This is a genomic window from Microbulbifer maximicatervae (SeqCode) (assembly GCF_052466985.1).
Genome location: NZ_CP174298.1, coordinates 398,921 through 417,079, shown reverse-complemented (window position 1 = coordinate 417,079; position 18,159 = coordinate 398,921). Strand labels below are relative to the sequence as shown.

General features: G+C 41.3%; 17 protein-coding genes. 7 read left to right on the top strand and 10 right to left on the bottom strand.

The features are described from left to right. The first annotated feature begins 69 nt into the window (after nucleotides 1–69). The 6 genes from ACJJI3_RS01950 to ACJJI3_RS01925 all read left to right on the top strand — a co-directional run bounded on the left by ACJJI3_RS01950 (nucleotide 70) and on the right by ACJJI3_RS01925 (nucleotide 6,889). Nucleotides 70–1,002 carry a hypothetical protein gene (locus ACJJI3_RS01950; RefSeq protein WP_444941318.1) on the top strand — a complete coding sequence of 311 codons (933 nt, stop codon included), beginning with the start codon at nucleotides 70–72 and terminating at the stop codon, nucleotides 1,000–1,002. Nucleotides 1,003–1,391: 389 nt separating this feature from the next. Then, a complete protein-coding gene (locus ACJJI3_RS01945) occupies nucleotides 1,392–2,810 on the top strand; it encodes an alpha/beta hydrolase family protein (protein ID WP_444941317.1) in 1,419 nt (472 codons plus the stop codon). Nucleotides 2,811–2,875: 65 nt separating this feature from the next. After that, on the top strand, nucleotides 2,876–3,982 hold the full coding sequence (locus tag ACJJI3_RS01940) for a sensor histidine kinase (RefSeq protein WP_444941316.1): 1,107 nt from the start codon (nucleotides 2,876–2,878) through the stop codon (nucleotides 3,980–3,982). Between the two features lie 3 nt (nucleotides 3,983–3,985). Beyond that, nucleotides 3,986–4,702 (top strand): LytR/AlgR family response regulator transcription factor, encoded by a 717-nt coding sequence (locus ACJJI3_RS01935; protein WP_444941315.1) that lies wholly within the window; start codon nucleotides 3,986–3,988, stop codon nucleotides 4,700–4,702. A 282-nt stretch (nucleotides 4,703–4,984) separates the two neighbouring features. Next, entirely contained in the window at nucleotides 4,985–5,488 is a 504-nt protein-coding gene (locus ACJJI3_RS01930; RefSeq protein WP_444941314.1) for an ester cyclase, read from the top strand. 117 nt (nucleotides 5,489–5,605) lie between these two features. Further along, complete coding sequence (locus tag ACJJI3_RS01925) at nucleotides 5,606–6,889, top strand: condensation domain-containing protein (RefSeq protein WP_444941313.1); 1,284 nt, start codon at nucleotides 5,606–5,608, stop codon at nucleotides 6,887–6,889. A 167-nt stretch (nucleotides 6,890–7,056) separates the two neighbouring features. Here the strand turns inward: ACJJI3_RS01925 and ACJJI3_RS01920 are convergent, their stop codons facing one another. Further along, nucleotides 7,057–7,377 carry an SDR family NAD(P)-dependent oxidoreductase gene (locus ACJJI3_RS01920; protein ID WP_444942536.1) on the bottom strand — a complete coding sequence of 107 codons (321 nt, stop codon included), beginning with the start codon at nucleotides 7,375–7,377 and terminating at the stop codon, nucleotides 7,057–7,059. Nucleotides 7,378–7,697: 320 nt separating this feature from the next. On the opposite strand from ACJJI3_RS01920, the gene ACJJI3_RS01915 reads away from it, so the two are divergent. Continuing rightward, nucleotides 7,698–8,939 carry a patatin-like phospholipase family protein gene (locus tag ACJJI3_RS01915; RefSeq protein ID WP_444941312.1) on the top strand — a complete coding sequence of 414 codons (1,242 nt, stop codon included), beginning with the start codon at nucleotides 7,698–7,700 and terminating at the stop codon, nucleotides 8,937–8,939. A gap of 472 nt (nucleotides 8,940–9,411) precedes the next feature. On the opposite strand, the gene ACJJI3_RS01910 is transcribed toward ACJJI3_RS01915, so the two are convergent. The 9 genes from ACJJI3_RS01910 to ACJJI3_RS01870 all read right to left on the bottom strand — a co-directional run bounded on the left by ACJJI3_RS01910 (nucleotide 9,412) and on the right by ACJJI3_RS01870 (nucleotide 18,065). Next, complete coding sequence (locus ACJJI3_RS01910; protein ID WP_444941311.1) at nucleotides 9,412–9,828, bottom strand: hypothetical protein; 417 nt, start codon at nucleotides 9,826–9,828, stop codon at nucleotides 9,412–9,414. 58 nt (nucleotides 9,829–9,886) lie between these two features. Then, nucleotides 9,887–10,255, bottom strand: a complete 369-nt coding sequence (locus ACJJI3_RS01905) for a hypothetical protein (protein ID WP_444941310.1) — start codon at nucleotides 10,253–10,255, stop codon at nucleotides 9,887–9,889. 732 nt (nucleotides 10,256–10,987) lie between these two features. Beyond that, nucleotides 10,988–11,530, bottom strand: a complete 543-nt coding sequence (locus ACJJI3_RS01900; RefSeq protein WP_444933713.1) for a hypothetical protein — start codon at nucleotides 11,528–11,530, stop codon at nucleotides 10,988–10,990. A 357-nt stretch (nucleotides 11,531–11,887) separates the two neighbouring features. Next, nucleotides 11,888–12,376, bottom strand: a complete 489-nt coding sequence (locus ACJJI3_RS01895) for a hypothetical protein (RefSeq protein ID WP_413662605.1) — start codon at nucleotides 12,374–12,376, stop codon at nucleotides 11,888–11,890. A 558-nt stretch (nucleotides 12,377–12,934) separates the two neighbouring features. Next, the gene (locus tag ACJJI3_RS01890) at nucleotides 12,935–13,561 is read right to left on the bottom strand and encodes a hypothetical protein (RefSeq protein WP_444941309.1); all 627 of its coding nucleotides are present in this window, start codon (nucleotides 13,559–13,561) and stop codon (nucleotides 12,935–12,937) included. A gap of 1,518 nt (nucleotides 13,562–15,079) precedes the next feature. Beyond that, nucleotides 15,080–15,535: a hypothetical protein gene (locus ACJJI3_RS01885; RefSeq protein WP_444941308.1), complete on the bottom strand. Its 456-nt coding sequence runs from the start codon at nucleotides 15,533–15,535 to the stop codon at nucleotides 15,080–15,082. Between the two features lie 97 nt (nucleotides 15,536–15,632). Continuing rightward, nucleotides 15,633–16,145: a hypothetical protein gene (locus ACJJI3_RS01880; protein WP_444941307.1), complete on the bottom strand. Its 513-nt coding sequence runs from the start codon at nucleotides 16,143–16,145 to the stop codon at nucleotides 15,633–15,635. A 497-nt stretch (nucleotides 16,146–16,642) separates the two neighbouring features. Next, nucleotides 16,643–16,957 (bottom strand): hypothetical protein, encoded by a 315-nt coding sequence (locus ACJJI3_RS01875; RefSeq protein ID WP_444941306.1) that lies wholly within the window; start codon nucleotides 16,955–16,957, stop codon nucleotides 16,643–16,645. Nucleotides 16,958–17,045: 88 nt separating this feature from the next. Next, on the bottom strand, nucleotides 17,046–18,065 hold the full coding sequence (locus tag ACJJI3_RS01870; RefSeq protein ID WP_444941305.1) for a hypothetical protein: 1,020 nt from the start codon (nucleotides 18,063–18,065) through the stop codon (nucleotides 17,046–17,048). Nucleotides 18,066–18,159: the final 94 nt, after the last annotated feature.

Below are 18,159 nucleotides of genomic sequence, written 5' to 3'. Positions count from 1 at the left end.
ATTGTCGGCCAAGTTCCGACGATTAGGCTAGTGAACGGTGATTGATACGACCTCAACCTTGAAAATGCAATGGAAAACGACATTGGTCGTACAGTCTCATCACTAAAGGAGTTTATGATGAAGAATATTGCACCTCTAGCCGCCAGTATTGCCCTGGCAATCATTAGCCAGGGCGCTATCGCCGACACCAATACCGCTACGGTATACCAAGAAGGTCTTGGGAACACTGCAACAGCTGATCAAAGTGATCCAACCGCCACAAACAATACCATCGATCAAACTCAGATCGGTGATAACAACACCAGCTATGCGGAGCAATCCGCTAACAGTGATGGTGGCACGATCATTCATAACCAAACTGGCGATATGAATACCGCCGAGTCCTATCAGGATAACTCTGTAGGCGCCTATATCGAGATCAATCAGGGAGACAACAATCAGTACGTCTTCACTCTCCAGTCATTTGTTGACGGTAGCACCATGTCCATTACCCAAGATGGGGATGGCCACAGTGCAACCTTAACTCAAACCAATAGTACCGATGATGTTATTGTGGTGACTCAAGCTGGGGTAAACCAAACCGCATTTGTTACCCAAACACTGACGTCAAACAGTGAAGTCTATGTAGATCAGCTCGGCGACTCCAACCTGGCGACCCACAATCAAGTCAATGGAGACTCCAACTACTCCTCCTCATATCAGGACGGTACTACCAATACCCTTAATGTGATTCAAACCAACGATGATCACGAGAGCAGTCTCTGGCAAATTGGCGACAACAATGTGGCCATTCATAACCAGACGGGTTCAGATCACTACGCACTGACTGAGCAGCTCGGAACTTCTAACTTTGCCAACATTACGGCTACAGGTATTGGTTCTTCCGCTCAAACTTACCAAAATGGTGTGGGTAACGCCCAAACAACAACACAAATTGGCGATGCGCAATCTGCTTTTGCCAATCAAACCGGAAACGCAAACGTAGGTGTGATTCTACAGTAAACGCTTCATCTCGCTGTGCTGCCCATAAATGGGCAGCACCCATGGACTCATTGGCACCGAAAGACCATCTTCCAAAGAGTTATTTCCGAAATAACTCATCCCTTACATCCACATACCTAGCAATAACCCAAGTTCTTTACCAACTTATATAAGCGATTTCGTGTTCGTCATAGGTACAATCCGCACCGTTAGTTAGTCTCTCCGTCCCATCTATCAGGATAAGTCGCCTCTATCTTATAACGTACCCCCACGCCTAACTAGACAAAGGATAGCCAAGACTTCCTCGCCGTTCAGCAGCCCTATTCGCCACTTATCCTAATTTTTATCCAGAAGAAAAAGATAGCTCTAAGATGGCAAGCATTCAGCAGGTGAACACAGAGAGAATAGTTATGCGATATATTCAAACTAGATATTCAAAGACCAACGCAAAGTTAAAGGCGCTCTTCGTAGCCGCCGGCCTGTTTTCTACTACAGCAAGTGCTAGTGGCATCGATGGGGAATGGAAGGCCACTATTCAAACAGAGAGTGACAAGGTGCTTCCGATTGTCCTCCATATTGATCAGGACAACGGCAAATGGGCGGGGGTACTGGATAGCCCCTCACAAAAGACCTATGGCATAGAGATGTCATCACTGGAAGTTATCGGCAACAATATATCCTTCGAAATTGAGAACTTAGGACTCAGTTACGAGGGGGCGTACAACCCAGTAGTTGAGCTTATGTTCGGTTCATTTACTCAAGGGAAGTCACTGTCTCTTAACTTCAGAAAGATAAATACTGTTCAGCCGGAGAATCGTCCACAGACACCAACAGGCCCCTACCCCTATACTATTGAAGAGGTAAGTTTTAAAAGTACAATCACAAATAATATAATCTCTGGGACACTAACCAAACCAAACTCAAGGATAAAAGCCACCGCGATCCTGATTAGTGGTTCGGGGCCGCAAGACCGGGATGAAACCGCATTTGGCCATAAAGCATTTGCGGTAATTGCCGACTATTTAACTCGGCAAGGGTACGCGGTATTGCGTTATGATGAACGAGGAATTGGTGACTCTACCGGGAGTTTCTCCACGGCAACTACCGAAGATTTTGCCAATGATACCAGTGCAATTGTGGATTATCTGAACAGTCGTAACGATCTCCCCAAGGGTAAAACGGGCTTGATTGGGCACAGCGAGGGGGGGATGATTGCCCCCATGGTAGCCAGCAATCGTGATGATATTGCGTTTACAATTCTTCTCGGCGGTCCAGGGGTTAAACTACAAGAGCTCTTTTTCGACCAGTGGCACAGGGATAGAAAGCACAGCGGTGTGACTGAGAAAAACCTACAAGAGTTACGCAAGCTTGATAAAATTATTTTTGAACAATTTGCTCATCTTCCCATTGGGGGAGCTATCAGTGATGAGTTGCACCAATATCTCTATAAGACTGTTGAACTCGAAGGCTTGGAAGGAGGCCAACTGGAAGCTCAAGTTGAGGTACTTAAAAAACAGTATTCCACCCCTTGGTTTCGTTATGCATTGAGCTTCAACCCTGAGCCCTATTTAGAGGGTACAAAATGTCCTATTTTGGCTCTTAACGGCTCACTGGATTTTCAAGTTGATGCGGAAATGAACTTAGGCAATATAGAAAAGGTGTTGGGTAAATCCAATCATAAGGATTATGAAATTATTGAACTCGATAAAATGAATCATCTCTTTCAAACAGCCGAGACTGGTAGCTATGCCGAGTATGCGGAAATAGAGGAAACCTTTTCCCCTATTGCCCTTGAGACGATATCAACCTGGCTGAACGAGAGATTCTGATTTTATTTTCAACTAAACTCTGTGGCCCCAGAATAAGGGGCCATTTTATTAACATGTATTAATTTATGAAGTTACTGAAGTCCCCCGCACCTACGACAAAATTCTTAGTGTATCATTTTGGCGGCTGGCTAATATTCGCCCTAGTGAACTCCATTTCTCGCGGGTTACTTACCGATGAAAATTTTGAGCAACTCGCCATACATGCACTCACCCTGATATTAACCTGCGGAGCTTTAACACTAATCATCAGAGAAATGATTTATCGCTTTGACCTCTTAGATAAAAACTGGAGGCAACAGTGGCCCTACTTCTTTCTATCCTCAATCTCACTCGCATTTTTATGTGCTTATATTTCAGTTATTTTTCTATTCTCATATTACAATTTAATGGGATATACCACTCCCGAATCAATTTGGCATAACGTACTTGGCAACTGGCTTATCATGACAATTTTATTAGTAAGCTGGACCCTAATTTATGTTACAGCAGTTAATCAAGACCGTTTACTCAAGGCTGAACAGGAAGCCATTCAACTTAACCTACAGCTCAATGAGGTTAAAATGGCAGCACTTATGGGGCAGCTTAACCCACACTTTCTATTCAATGGACTAAACAATATTCGGGCCTTAATTCTCGAGGATGCTACTAAATCAAGAACGATGCTGACAAACCTCTCTGATCTACTGAGATATACATTGATGGCACATAAACAGAAAACCGTGCCACTCAGAGATGAGCTGGAAATTGTTTGTCAATATATCGACCTCCTCAAAATACAATATGAAGATCGTTTGACTTTCAAGTTGATAACTGATCCAGAATTGATGGGAGAACGAATCCCTCCTCTTATTATCCAACTGCTTACAGAAAATGCGATACGCCACGGAATTGAAAAGTCCAAGCATGGCGGTGAAGTAACCATCAGAGTATCCCATGAAGAGGAACACCTAGTCATCACGGTAGCTAACCCAGGGACCTTAGAACTAAACGCACCTCTAGAAACAAAGCCCAGCAAAAAGAAAAATGAAAATACCGGATTGGGGCTAGCTAATATAAAAAAACGATTGACTCTTCAATATGGTAACAACACATCCTTCCAGATAAAGCAACAGGGGCAGCAAGTTATTGCCCAATGCCATATTCCTACTTCATCTCTACAGCTGGCGGTATAATAAGTGAAAGCCATTATTATTGAAGATTCCAGACTCGCTCGCAATGAATTGAGAGAGCTGTTAAAGCCTCACAAAAATATAAATTTAGTTGCAGAGGCAAAAGATTGTGAGCAGGCAGTTTCTCTGATTCTAAAAGAACAACCAGACTTACTTTTTTTAGACATAAATCTACCGGACGGGACTGGCTTCGACATACTAGAACAGCTTGAAGCTGCACCCCAGGTTATTTTCACAACGGCTTATGATGAATACGCCATACAAGCATTCGAAGTCAACGCATTAGACTATCTCCTCAAGCCTATCAACCCGGAAAAATTAAAGCGAGCCCTTAACAAAACACTAAGTGATTCTTCCTTACAGGATAATAATCACTTATCGAACTACCTAGACACCAACAACAAGATCTTTATCAAGGACGGAGAGCGCTGCTGGCTAATAGAAATAGGAAATATCCGTTATTTTGAAAACTGTGGAAATCATGCCCAAGTATTCTTTGATAACAACAAGCCCTTTATTTATAAATCATTATCTAAAATTGAACAGCGTTTAAATCCTGAGGTTTTCTTTCGCGCCAACCGCCAGCAAATCATAAACCTGAATTTTATTCAGGATATTCAACCATGGGTCAATAGTGGACTACTAATAACAATGGCCGATGGAAAAGAAATAGAGGCTGCAAGACGCCCCGCTACTCGCTTACGGGAAATGCTAAGTTTGTAGATCGGCCGTATAACCTGCTGCCAGGTACCATGCTGGCAGCAGCATCTCTATTACTCACCTCGTATAAATACTCTGCTGCTAATCTGAAACATCAATTTTAGCGGCATACTTTTAATCCAGTAAAGTCTAAAGATGGACAGCTTGCCAAACTACCTGAATATCGATTCAGCTTATGGAATATGTGTCCATAATAGGAGATGACACAATTCTTTACTCATTTTTAATGTCGTTTACAAGACGTCCTGAAACACACCCTAATTTATGTAGAAAGGAATCTATCAAATGTTCAAACGAGCTTCCTGTTTGGTTTTAACAGCCCTTTTATTCAGTATCACCAATTTGGTGGCGGCACAGCCAAATAACTTAGAAGAGAATAAAAAACTCGCAATGCAAGCTGTGGGGTTGTGGCTAAGCGGCAATAAGATAGATCCCAAGACAATTTTATCTCCTAACTATATAAACAACCTGGATTCTGCGACAACGGATAGCGCAGGCCCACAAAAGCGTAACCTCAAACAATTTGAAGAAGAAGTGACTAAGTTTCACAAAGCATTCAAAGACATCAAGGCAGTCAGTACCAAGCAAGTAGCTGAAGGAGATCTAGTCGCAACCCATGTTACAGTCAGCGCTAATCATGTCGGCTCGTTTATGGGGGAAACTCCAACCAAAAAAACAATCACCTGGGATGCCGTGGAATTCTCCAAGATTCAGGACGGCAAAATAGTCGAGGCTTGGGTCACTTGGGACAAATATGGATTCCTAAAGCAGCTCGGTGCACTGAAGTAGTCAATTGCGGAGTAATACTATCCTTGACAGCAAGTCAGGATACATTCCCGAATGCGGCATTCATGCTGCTCTGACCCCAAATAATCAAGATCGTCGATATTTTGATCGGTGTCTTTTATGAGTTTAGAAACTCCATCTCGAGAACTTGGCCCACAAGAGGCCTTATTTATAGAGATGACAAGACTCTCCTATGGTGGCTTACAATTTGTTTCTTTCATTAGAGTCTGCAAATCGTTAAGTGTTGACACTTTACGCACAGGATTAGAGTACCTACACAAACGCCACCCTCTTCTACGCGCTCGTATCCAAAGAGGGGAAAAACTTCGCTGGATTTGCGACGTTGACTTTAATGATATCCCATTAAATATAAGCCAAGTTAGTGACACTCTCAATTTAGAGGATGAGTTTAAAGTTCACGGCATAAACTGCCTGGACAGTGAAAAATATGTATACAGCATAAAGCTATACCTCAATAAAGAAGGTCTCGTAGAGTGGATTTCTGTCATCAATATTCATGCGGCATTTGATGGCAGATCAGTAATGACTATATTTTCAGATTTAGACAAATTCCTGCAATCTAACGAAACACTTAAACAAGCCAAGTCACTTCCACTACAAGAAAGCATTGCGAGCCAGCTAGAGTCAGCTGGATATTTTGGAGAAAAGGGAGTTGAACATAAGAACATTGACGATTTCATCTGGCTGGTAGAAAAGCAAGCCGCTCCCAATGAGCGCAAGTCCTGTGCAATTTCATATCTTATGTCGCCAGAAAGAACTAAAAAACTCGCTAATTGGGGCAAGAGTAACGGCATAAAAATTACTGCAATCTACTGTGCCATTGCATCTATTGCTGCACGAGCAGTACCTATTGACAAAAAATTAACAGAAGTAATTTTATCGATGGATGCCAGAGGGCTATGCTCCCCGAACATTCCCATAGGGCATATTGGAGCCTTTTCCGAAACCGCTAGCTTGAAGCTCCCCCCCAATATAGAGTCTGCCAATGTTATTGATGTTGCCAAAATGCTACAAAAGCAAATCTTTTCGGTACTGCTCAAGCAGAGGCCTATGACAAAAAATCTCAGCTCAGACTATACGATGAGCGATATAACTCATATGGCTTCAGAGATAACAGCCCAACAAAAGTCCTTTCCAGCAGGGATTATTGTATCCAACGCAGGCAGCATACCTCTTTTAGCCGATGAAATGGAGTATTTTGAAATTCAGATGCCGATGATCACTCTAACTAACGGTATTAACCCATTAATGGCTGCTACCTTTACCACTTACCGTAATTCGGTCTTTGTTTTTGGGTATTGTGAACCATTGATTAGCAGACATAGTATTGATTTATTTGTTAATGAATATATGCGTATATTAAATGGCCTTATTTCGGAATAGCATTCCATGCAAGCAAATACTTTAAGCAAACAACCCTAAAATGGAAACCCTGAAAGCAGCCATTAAAAAATTAACTCTTATACAAATAAGCACCTCACAAACCCGCTAAAAATCAACTTGCTCTTTGAAGTGCCAAGCAATTATTTATATTAGCAAAGCTACTTAATCTAGAACATATTGCTCATCCCATAAGCTGAATAAATTTCTTGCATCGGCTCTTCTGTGGCCTTGTTAATTTTCCCAATCATGGAATTTAATCCTGTACCATCAACAGTTGTTCTAAATGAATGTTTATCAGGCTGAACAATCAGAGACTGAATGCCAAATTGAGCCAGCTCCACGCGGTAGTTTTCTCCGATTCCCTCTATTGCGTGCTTGGTAGTATTATATGAGCCAAGAAAAGGTAATACGAATTCCCCCAAAATACTTGATATCTGGACAATAGCTCCACTACCACGCTGTTTCATTTGCTGCAAGACCGCATGAATTAGTTGTTACAATCCAAACACATTAATTTCAAAAACCAAGATACATAATCTAGCTGCATTACTTCCGCTAGATATCATTGCATATGCTATATCAATAGAAAGGCGGAGCTTACCAGCGTCGGATTTCGAGACAAGTCACCACCACCTAGAACAATTACACTTTCTACTTAAGCTCCGCGTAAACTCCTTACTATATTTCTTATAGATTTTGTTTTATTACCATTCAGTCTTTGAAGATATAAAATAAAAGTTAATATACCTTTGGGAGTTTGTCTTTAAAAAGGCAAAACCCATAAGGAATAGATGGTTTTGGGTACAACATGGCAAGTAAGTTCAACGCCTCTTTCAAAAAGACTATTATTGCACTTGTGTATCTTGCTGCTGGTTATGCTTTTTTCGCCTACGTTTATAACAATTTTTTTACGCAAACAACCACATTCCCCCGAGAGTCGGTCACGTATGATCTTACTCACAATACCGATTATCTCCAGCAAAAAGACACGATTAATATCCTCGTCGTAGCAGGCGGAGGAGTCAGAGGCTTAATTCCTCTACATGTACTGCAGTATATTGAAGACAAATTAGGGAAGCCCCTTGATCAGGTGTTCGACGTTTTTTCAGGGGTTTCCACTGGAGCCATTATCGCAACAGGCCTCAATATTCCTGATGAAGCTATTCCCAGCAGAAACGGGCAAAAGCTATCCCATCTCGACTATCTGGTTGATATCTATGAGAACGAAGTAAATTACCTTTTCTCTCCCCCTTGGTATCACAAGTTCCTAACCGCAGGCGGTCTGTTTTCACCCTCTTACTTTGGCAGCCGATTACATGAGGTAATGGAAAAACATTATACTAAAGACCTTAACTTTACTGAACTTGAGAACTACGTAATCATTCCTTCTTTAAACTTAAAGGACGGACAGATACATCTTTTCAAGAACAAAGGTGAGACGGTTAATTATCTCCCCACCGATCGGCTTTATCAATTAATGACAGCTGCGGTAAGTGCTGAAACTGCTTTTCCGCCTGTCGTATTCAATTATTCAGAAGATGAAGGTATCCAGCATTGTGAGCCTGAATTTGCAGAGTCGGAAAACGAATCCCAATGTGTGTTTGCAGATGCAGCTATAGCTATGAACAACCCGGCCAGTATGATTCTTCGAGATGTTATCAACGAATTTCCCGATAAAAATTATTACATCCTGGTATTAGGTGCTGGCAGCCCTCGACTCCTTAGCTCAACAACAAACTACGACACATTGAAAAACTGGGGACAAATAAACTGGTTTCGAGATGCATTAACAAATATGCAGCGCTCAATGGATACACACCAGCTCCATACACTGGAAATTGCAAAATCTTTATCTGAAGAAGGGAGGATAGAATACGACTATCTAAATATCGAAATTCGAGAGCCTTTTATCGGCATATTTGAGCATAAGAAGCTCCCAAAGTTAAAGGACTATTCGGACCAACTAATCAAAGACAATCAGGCCCAAATCGATCTAATTATCGACCATTTAAAAAGTGAAAGCATTAAAAAATCAAGCGGAAAATCTTGACAGAAAATTCCTAAATTAACTTTCGAGAATCGAACTTTACAAAACAATAATATCTATCAATATGAGGAGAAAAATCATTCTCTTAGCATAAATTACTAGAGGTATTTAGCACTAATTAAGGTTTTTACGAATTGAAATCGAGTTACTTCTGCTGCAACATCAGTTTCTAGATATCTTAACTGCTTTGGCGATTATTATACCTCCGAGATTTGTCACGATATTTTCAGGCCTCCTACATAGTAACCATAGAAGTTTTTCAACCTGGCAATCCACTCAGCTTTGGATCAGGTAAATTTTGTTTTAATTGTGAAGTATCTAGTGTACCTAATTGCACCACACCAAAAGTTACAAATAAATCTCCTACCTGGCTTTGACACTGATAGATTTTTCCACAACCAGAAAAATGAAATTGACTAGAAGCAGATATATTACCTTCACTACTCTGCCCAAAGGAGGTACAGTAGTATCACTGTCATTTTTCCTCGAAACTGGCTCCTTCTAAGTTTTTCGCAACGCCTTTAATCTCCCGAACAAGTTGCTTTAAGGATTCCGGCACTACAGGGGCATCATCATTCTTATAGAAACGAAACTTATAGATATTTGGATCAAATGGGTTCACGCCAATTATCTTAATATCTTCACGCCAAAACTGAGTCAGAGAACTACTTGAATTTGGCCTTGTAGGCGCACTTCTAATTGCGAACGCGTTCGAATCAGCAAAGGTCTCTATCCGATCACTCCTGGTATCAGGGGAGATCTTGAACGTTATTTTATAAATGGGCTCTTCAATATCATCATCTTTATAAGCTATAGCCGAATATCCGTAAGCTAGAAAAGCCTCTGAAACAATGAGCCCCATCAACCAACTTTTGGGATTGCTACTTATCATCTTAACTCTCCAATCCGTGATGCTTTCGTATATTGGCCTTCATTTGCTGATCAACATACTAAAAAATTTTCTCATCTTGCCAGATGTTAACGTCGTCCGTAAATGGAATTAGATTGTTTCCATAACCAGTAGTCCTAACATGCCACGCCCCACTCTCAGCCCTATATAGCTGTCGGTTAATTTCACCGTCATAGAGAACATGTCCTGCAAGTGTCGTATTAGTAATGGATAACCCATCCTCGCTTACACTGGTTAATACTTTTCCAGCATAAAACTTCCATCGATAACCGCTATCAGCCAGTCGAATATCAATCCTCGGGTCATATACCTTATAGATATTGCCATCTTCCACTGGCCTGGAGGGATCTTGTCCAGGAACCACAAACCTCGAATGTTGATCTTTCATTTCAGTCTCTGTACACGACATTTGGGCCGAACATACTTCCGCATCAACATCATAGAGATGCCAACCGTACCTATCTTCTGAATAACCTTGCCCCATCGAGCCAGAAAGAGACATCTTTAAGACCAGGAGAAAACTCGGTTTTTGATCCAGGACTCCCACTCTGCCCAATCCATAAACACCTTAAACTATTGCTCTTCAGGTTCTCTTTCAATCTACGAAGTTTTTGATCGATTCCATAATTTCATAAAATCTAATCCCTTCAAGCTTATAAGCTTTATCTGTACAGACAACCTCGGAAATTAAATTCTGCTCAATAGACAAAAGCCAACCAGGTGAATCAACATAAATTACATTTTTATCTTTATGAATTATCGGACTAGATTTTTTCAACCATAACCCATCTAATTACTTCTCGAGCCTCACCAAGTAAATGGAAGGCCTCAATAAAATGTCCTTATGAGAAACGCAAAACTCATCCAAAAATGCATTAATCTTCACATTTTTAAGCTGCTCTCCGCTAGCTATCACTGTAGAAAAATACACCTCTTGCCCACACAGTAATGGTGACAGTGCTTCGTTAACCCAACTAGGAATAGAGCGATCCCCCTCAAATCTAAACTGTGAAATAGAACCCACCTTAATTAATAATATTCGATCATCTGGAGATCTGGCACGCATTTCCTGCGAAAAAAACTAACTGAGACTAAGGATAAAAATGATATTAAATAAATAATTTTCATTCTCTACCTCGCCCTACTGATCTCTGCGCCTAACCCAAAGTTCAATATTACCTGCTTCATCACCAGTAAGTGTTCTCACAGTTATTCTCCCAGATCTTGCTTCCAATACTTTTATAATACCCGACTGGGTCCGTAAATAATTTGGCTTTTGATTGCTAATAATGTTGTGGTGATCTCCCGGACCGAAATTTTCATTCAACCTATTTTGAGTTCTATATGAACGACCTATATCTCTTCGTGAATATAAGGGATGGGTATGAGCAATTGCTATCATCGGGTCTGAGCTAGAGACATTTCCGTCGACCTGATCACCATCAGAGCTGAGCACTGTTGATATATATGGCTCTCCATCTGAATCTAGTCTATAAACCAGTAATTCCTCACCACTCCGATACGGCAAGCTGCGTAAATCATTTATAGCTTTTAAGTCAGCAATCCCATCAGAAACTACATCTTCACCAAAATATGCAACATGGTGGCCGTCTATTTCTGTCCAACCGTACCCACTCTTTTGTTTCGCCAGTGGAGTTCTTGAATTTTTCGCTCCGACAGACAAACTATCGCCACTCTGGCCAGAAGAGTTGTTCCGACGCGAACCCGTCGCTATCTCCGCTACAACCCCAATGCAATCAAAGAGTTAAAGAGCACTCGCACCAAGGCGAACACCAGATTATCAGGTCACAACCCCCAAGGCACTTCTTCGCTTGATTATCCGCGAGCTGCTGGAAGGCAGATTGTGAAGTATGAGGCCCGGCGCTAGACACGTACCGGATAATAATAAAAGCCCCGGGAGATTGCTCTACCGGGGCTTTCTTTCGGTTCAGTAAGATTACTATTTGAAGAAAGCCCAAGTCTTTCCTTTTTTCCGGGATATCTCTGTGCACCGGATATCCCGAGTGTGTTTCATATCTCCCTATCTGCGTGTATCTTGAATAGCACTCACAGAATTAATATACAAAACCGAGTTATATACATAGATATACCAATGAGTATATCTCGTTAGATAAAGCTGTTCACCACAAGAGACACTATCGGCAACTCCCTCAATAACTTCAAATTTTCCACTATTTATTAACTGCCGACTTATCGTCTCTGGCATCCCATCCGCAACTATCTCTAACTGCGGTCCACTGACAACCAAGTATTTTAGCTCACCTTTATCTATTGCATTATTCGCTTCTACAACAGGGTCTTTCAAAAGATATTTACGCAGTATCTCAGCTTCTTTACACGAAGAATTTTTGTCGTACGTCTTTGATTGAGACAAACTATACAACCTATCCATATCCTCATTTAAGTGAGAAATAAACTCTTTTTTATCAAATTGATTTACCACTTCGTCACTCTGAGCAAAAACAGAACTTAAGACCAAGATTACACTAAAAAAAATTTTATTAATCATTGTTTATTGCTTATATGCATTAGCTAGTCGCGATAAGTCACTTGCTTTAACGTGGCGACCTTCGCTGTAACTCATTATGGAATTTGTGGGGTTCGGCTGATGTCTGAACCCTAGGTAGTGCCCAAATTCATGTGCTGGGGTTGTCGGGTAGCGCCAAAACTTATCCTTTGAGTACCTAATCACAAATACACCATCAGGTGCACCAGTAGCTATGCCAGGCGGCCCCTGAAATCTCATTCCTTGAGTAACATAATATACGGCACCACCTTCTTTGAAATCTAGCTTCATTGTATATTGATGACCACTCTCATCCACCCTAGTAACATTCCACCCTTTAGATATCCGCTCCAAAGTTTCAACAAAAACTGATTCAGGCTCATTTGGATTCAAAAGGCTTACTGGGTCGACATTTAATTCGATTAGGGTACGATTTTCTTTTGTCTCAACCCGTATATGTTCCGCAACTATACTGTTCCACTCTACCTCATTGGAGATTTCAGGTGGCTCGGAAAATGTATCACCTTCAGAAGATTTACCACTCTACCCATTACCGTTTTATCAATCGTTTTTGACTACCACCATTGATGAAGCTATATCTACCAGCATTTTTTGTGCTTTGTTAAGCCACTTTGGGTTAATTTCTTTACTGTTGGTAATAAAATCAGCCTGCACTTGAATATAGATATTCTCAGTTAATGGGAATACGTAATCAGTAGAATTCAGGTTACCCGTAAGCTTATATGAGAGCCATTTGGCACCGTTAATGGTTTCGTAGACACATTGAGATGGAAGGTCAACCCCCGAATTACTTATCCTTTCCATCAATAACATCTCTAAGTCGGCATCATTGAAGATGCTGCCTTCAAAACTTGATGGAACCTTCCTCACTCTCACCTTTATATTCAATGCCCCCTGAACCCCTTGTAATAGTCCGCCACTAAAATCCCAATACTTCTTAATGGCAGTTATTGATTGGGCACCAACATCCAGCCTTTCATCAGTCAAGTTTACAAACTGTAGCGACTCTGTGGTAGGAAAGTCTTTACTTTCATTTGGTGGCAGCTTGATATGAAAGCTCTGCCTTCCAATTTTTACATTGGATTCATTCCAATTAGAGCTTTCGGCCATCACGGCTCCGCTAACTAAAGTTAAATACGCCATAAATAATTTTAAAATATTGGACACTCTGATGCTCCTTTCACTATTTTCATATTTATCCTTAGTGTAAGGTAACGTATGCGGGCTATTTTGTGATCCACTATAAGCTACATTATCTAGTTGCCCTAGTGAACCAAGAATCCTTATTGGATTCAGCTTGTTTAATCCACCGATACTTGGCACTGGGTCGTAAGGGTGGTCTTAATAACCTAAGTTTGTAACGCCAGTGTTTCTCAATATCCCACTGGTTGGCCACCTATTATTACCACCTGAGTGGAAAGCAACTCTCAGGTTAGAAAAGTTACCGCCGTTATATCTTACCGCTTTAGAGAAAATTATCCCGCTTTGACTGTGGGCGAACCAGCTTACCCCTAGATTGGATATTGCCTAAGACAGCTGATCTTAACTACAAACCAGTAGAAATATGATCTTCAGCCTCTTTTTGTCTACCATTCAACCTATTACTGTCCAGCATTCAACATTATTTATGGGTGAATTCGCTTTATGGATTCAAGTCTCCCACTAAAAGCACCTGAAACACCTCTCTCCCGAGCATTGAAAACTCCCTCCACAATTACATATTTTCCATTTAAGAAGCTCATATCTTTCTCACTATCTTTTAGGTGAAGATAAACCCCGTTTTGATCGATGAGAAACTCTGCCGACCCTTTATCAAAGTAAATGGCTGCATCTTTACCCTCTGAAAAAAAACGCCTTGGACTATAATTTTATTTCCGTGATAAGCGCCTTTATTTGCGATTAAGTTAACAATTGATACGAAGCATTTGTCATTTTGACAGAGATCACCTTTGGCTAGTGCTTTATTTGAAATGAAGGAAACAGTTAAAAAAGTTATTACATATAAACCAATTATGAGATTCTTGAAATTCATGGACTGCTCCAGGTGTTAATATCCGAACTAATTGTAGAAACATAAGTTTTAAACGGCCTGTTAGATCTATAGTCGTTATAATACGCTCTAAAACTAAAATGTTTAAGTCTACCACCTGGTGTGGCGATATAAGCGTCGACTCCTCTTCGAACAGCTATCCCTAAGTCTTTCCTCCAACCTTGATACCCTTCGCTCCAGCGATTTGAGCCACCGGGAAAAGACTCTGAATCTCCACCTACCCCTGAGTGAGTATGGATATAGGCTTTTAATTCGTATTTCAAAGAAGGCGCTCTAATGGAGTCAAATGCAGCATTCTTTATAGTATTTTGCTGGTAAGTAGTAGCAAGGCCAACGAGAAAATACTTACTAGCTTCCTCAGAAAATATATATTTGAACAAACTTCAAGGTCATGCTTCATCGATATTGGGTTAATTACATTAGCCTCTGCCGCATCTGCTTGGGAGTCGAAGCCTCTCAATAACTCATTGTTATTCCACCCATTAATTAAATCCATATTAAAGGCTAATCGTTTTTCCTTAGAAAGCTCCGAGTAATTTGTTGTTGCTGTTGAAATGCTTGGATCATTGTGACTTTCAGCACTCTGCCCACCAGGGAACTGAATAGCTACAAAATAGCTTTTGATTCAAACAACTCTAGTAAGCCTCACCTAAATCAATTTTATTTTTATCTGCAATTTTCCACAAAAAATTGGCGAAATTCACCAACGGTTCTAGCTCCCTTTGACTAGATTTTGTGAAAGGGGAGTGGTAACGCCATATCTGTCCTTCATTTTCAAATTTGTAGGTCCAGGTTGAGCCATCTATCACCTCATAATTATCAGAAGTAGGGATAACAGAAAGCGCATCTAAATAGTTCAAAAATTCTGACAACTCTTCATTAGACAAAGATACCCGGTAGCTTTTTGCATCAGGGCCCTCTTGATTTACAGCCTGATTTGGAAACACCTTTATAAGTAAGGTCCGCTTTTGTTCGCATTTCACAACTCTAAAAATGACATGTGAATCAAAGGATCGGCCAACCTCCATAATAAAACCATCGAGATCGCTCAATTCTTCACTGGCTATTACTTTGGCAGTCGAGAAATTCATGAGAGAAAAGACCATAACGTAGATCAACAAATCTATCGGTAGCACTCTTCTAAACCTGGACCATGAAAGCATATATCTATACAGGGGGATATAATATTTAGAATTCAAAGGTATCGACATATGGTCGCCCTCCATTAAGTATTACTTCACGCTTGTGCCCTACTGCCCTATCATAACTCCAGCCTTTTGTTGCATTTACAAATTTACTCGGATCAAACCTCTCCATTAAAGTTGAGGACCGGGCAATATACTGGATTTTTAATTTCGCCCCTAATGCATTCGCTATATCACCAGATAATTTACCATCAATCGCACTAATGTAGCCGCTAAAGGTTGTTCCCCTAGGGTGGTTGTGCCACCCAATAGCCGCATTGGAATCTGAAACGGATTGCCTTCTAAACTCGCTTCTTAGGTTCTTGAACCCCCAGTGACTACCAGATTTAACGATATCAGCAGCAATCTCAAATTGATATTTCTTACCAATCCCAGCTAGGTGCTTTGCTAAAAACTCTGCGACCTCTTCATGAGAACTCCCAATCTCCTTTCTCTCAACACCACCAACAGCATTTAGCACCTCTCCCCATGCCTTCCTCTGATCCATTTCAGTCATATGTGACCAAAGGTTTATTTTTACTCCTTCCCAGCTGATCAAAGTACTTTGAGATGTCGCTCCACTCTGCCCAGAAGAGTTGTTCCGACGCGAACCCGCCGCTATTTCCGCTACAGCCCCAATGCAATCAAGGACTTAAAGAGCACTCGCGCCAAGGCGAACCCCAGATTATCAGGTCACAACCCCCAAGGCACTTTTTCGGTTAACTTTGCCGCACCGCCGACGATACCGGCCGCTGTAAGCGGCTCGATAATGCCAAGCTGAAGAAACAGGCTTGATAAAACATAACGACAAAGCCCCGGCAGATCTCTCTGCCGGGGCTTTTTTTGGGGTTTATATGCCCTGAGTTTTAAGGCTAAGCATTCTCAACCAGCTACACCTTTTGGGTTAGCGGCTCTCTTTCTAGGAATGAGGTAAAGCATCGGGTGAAAGTGATAACTATACCTACACTCAATTCCGCTCCCAAAATTCGAAAAGGTGAGAATCATACTTTACTCTTACTCACCCTCATCAATCTCTAGAATGACACCCTTTCCCACAACCCTATCCAACTCCTGTATTAAAAATACGTCACCAACTTTCACATCTTCTTTTATATGTTCCCAGCTAGCAAAATTTATATTTGCATTGATCACCTCGCCTGGGAAATGCTTTTCATCATCCCCATATGAATGCATACCGCTAACTAAAAAACTTATACCGTCAAATTTATGATGGGGATTATATCCACTCCTAACACCATTCGTCTTTGGACTATCCACATCATTGCACAACTCGATCCTTGCCAAAACGTGTCTTTTAACTTTTCCCACAGCTCACTCCAAATCATTAACCACTGATATTACCGCAGAATTAAGGAAATCTAATTGCTTTTGCCCGTTAACGGTAACAACGCCACTTTTAAAAATAATAGTTGTTAGCTCCAGAGACATTATCCCAGCTGATCGAGAAACTACCATCGGTATCAACTCCCGAGGGAAATGTTATGGATCCCGGCCGCACACTGACATAAAAGCCCCCGGAATATCGCCAGGCACTATACTTACCTGCAAGCTTTGCCCTTACGGCATATTGGTATTTTCCGGTAATTTTTCCAGAGAGGGGGATTTCTGTAGCACTCCCCGTGTATATTGTTTTATAACTATCGTTATTGAGCTTTTCTCGCAGCTCATACTCTTCAACACCACTAACAGATTGCCAGCTGATGCTATAGACTCCATTGTTATCGCTTGCAGGTGTTGCGATTGATGATGGCCGGAAAATAACAGTAACGGTCTTTATACCTGTCCAACTACCACAAGAAATTGCACTAGAAAATGCACTGTCATTACAAGCTCTGGCCCGATACTGGTAAATACCATTATCACGCCCACTGATGTTTACTGATTTACTTGATGAGTTGCTGACACGGGCCCAACCATCATTATTCTTTTTCTCTTGTAACTCGTACCTGTCTACAGAATCAGAAGCGTTGCTCCACGAAATTTGGTAGGAACCCTCTTGTACCGAGGTAGGTGCAGTAAAACCACCGGGCACACCCGGTGAAAGTAAAACTTCTGTAGTGGTGGTCCCCAGGGTAACAATTCCCGTAGAGGAGGAATCAGGCTGGCCTGGCTCCGGTAAAGGCTGAGGAAGCCCTCCATCGCCAATAGTGCTATGCGCAGCAATCGAGTATTTCCAAATTCCATCAGATCGACCCGAAACAGTTACGGAGGTTTGGGTCGGCCCTACCGGCCCTACTGACGTTGTTCCCAGAAACACACCATTTTTGTACTCTCGTACAACTGGATCCTCATGACCAAGCGGCAAAATCCAACTGACAGTAAATTGCCCATCCTTATCAATTGATGGCGATGTAACTGCATTTGCGTTAACCGAAAAAAATGAAATGGCTAAAAGGATTCCCACTAGAAGCTTCATAACTCCGCCAAGACCCAATATAAATAAAATTATTTAATCGGCATTCTAAGGAAATGTTCACTTGAAGCAACTTAAAATAAATAACGAACCATCT

Bases quoted from the DNA above. Each gene is read 5' to 3' on its own strand.
- ACJJI3_RS01950 (WP_444941318.1), top strand. From the start codon at position 70: ATGGAAAACGACATTGGTCGTACAGTCTCATCACTAAAGGAGTTTATG.
- ACJJI3_RS01945 (WP_444941317.1), top strand. From the start codon at position 1,392: ATGCGATATATTCAAACTAGATATTCAAAGACCAACGCAAAGTTAAAG.
- ACJJI3_RS01940 (WP_444941316.1), top strand. From the start codon at position 2,876: ATGAAGTTACTGAAGTCCCCCGCACCTACGACAAAATTCTTAGTGTAT.
- ACJJI3_RS01930 (WP_444941314.1), top strand. From the start codon at position 4,985: ATGTTCAAACGAGCTTCCTGTTTGGTTTTAACAGCCCTTTTATTCAGT.
- ACJJI3_RS01925 (WP_444941313.1), top strand. From the start codon at position 5,606: ATGAGTTTAGAAACTCCATCTCGAGAACTTGGCCCACAAGAGGCCTTA.
- ACJJI3_RS01915 (WP_444941312.1), top strand. From the start codon at position 7,698: ATGGCAAGTAAGTTCAACGCCTCTTTCAAAAAGACTATTATTGCACTT.
- ACJJI3_RS01910 (WP_444941311.1), bottom strand. From the start codon at position 9,828: ATGATAAGTAGCAATCCCAAAAGTTGGTTGATGGGGCTCATTGTTTCA.
- ACJJI3_RS01905 (WP_444941310.1), bottom strand. From the start codon at position 10,255: ATGTCGTGTACAGAGACTGAAATGAAAGATCAACATTCGAGGTTTGTG.
- ACJJI3_RS01895 (WP_413662605.1), bottom strand. From the start codon at position 12,376: ATGATTAATAAAATTTTTTTTAGTGTAATCTTGGTCTTAAGTTCTGTT.
- ACJJI3_RS01885 (WP_444941308.1), bottom strand. From the start codon at position 15,535: ATGAATTTCTCGACTGCCAAAGTAATAGCCAGTGAAGAATTGAGCGAT.
- ACJJI3_RS01880 (WP_444941307.1), bottom strand. From the start codon at position 16,145: ATGACTGAAATGGATCAGAGGAAGGCATGGGGAGAGGTGCTAAATGCT.
- ACJJI3_RS01870 (WP_444941305.1), bottom strand. From the start codon at position 18,065: ATGAAGCTTCTAGTGGGAATCCTTTTAGCCATTTCATTTTTTTCGGTT.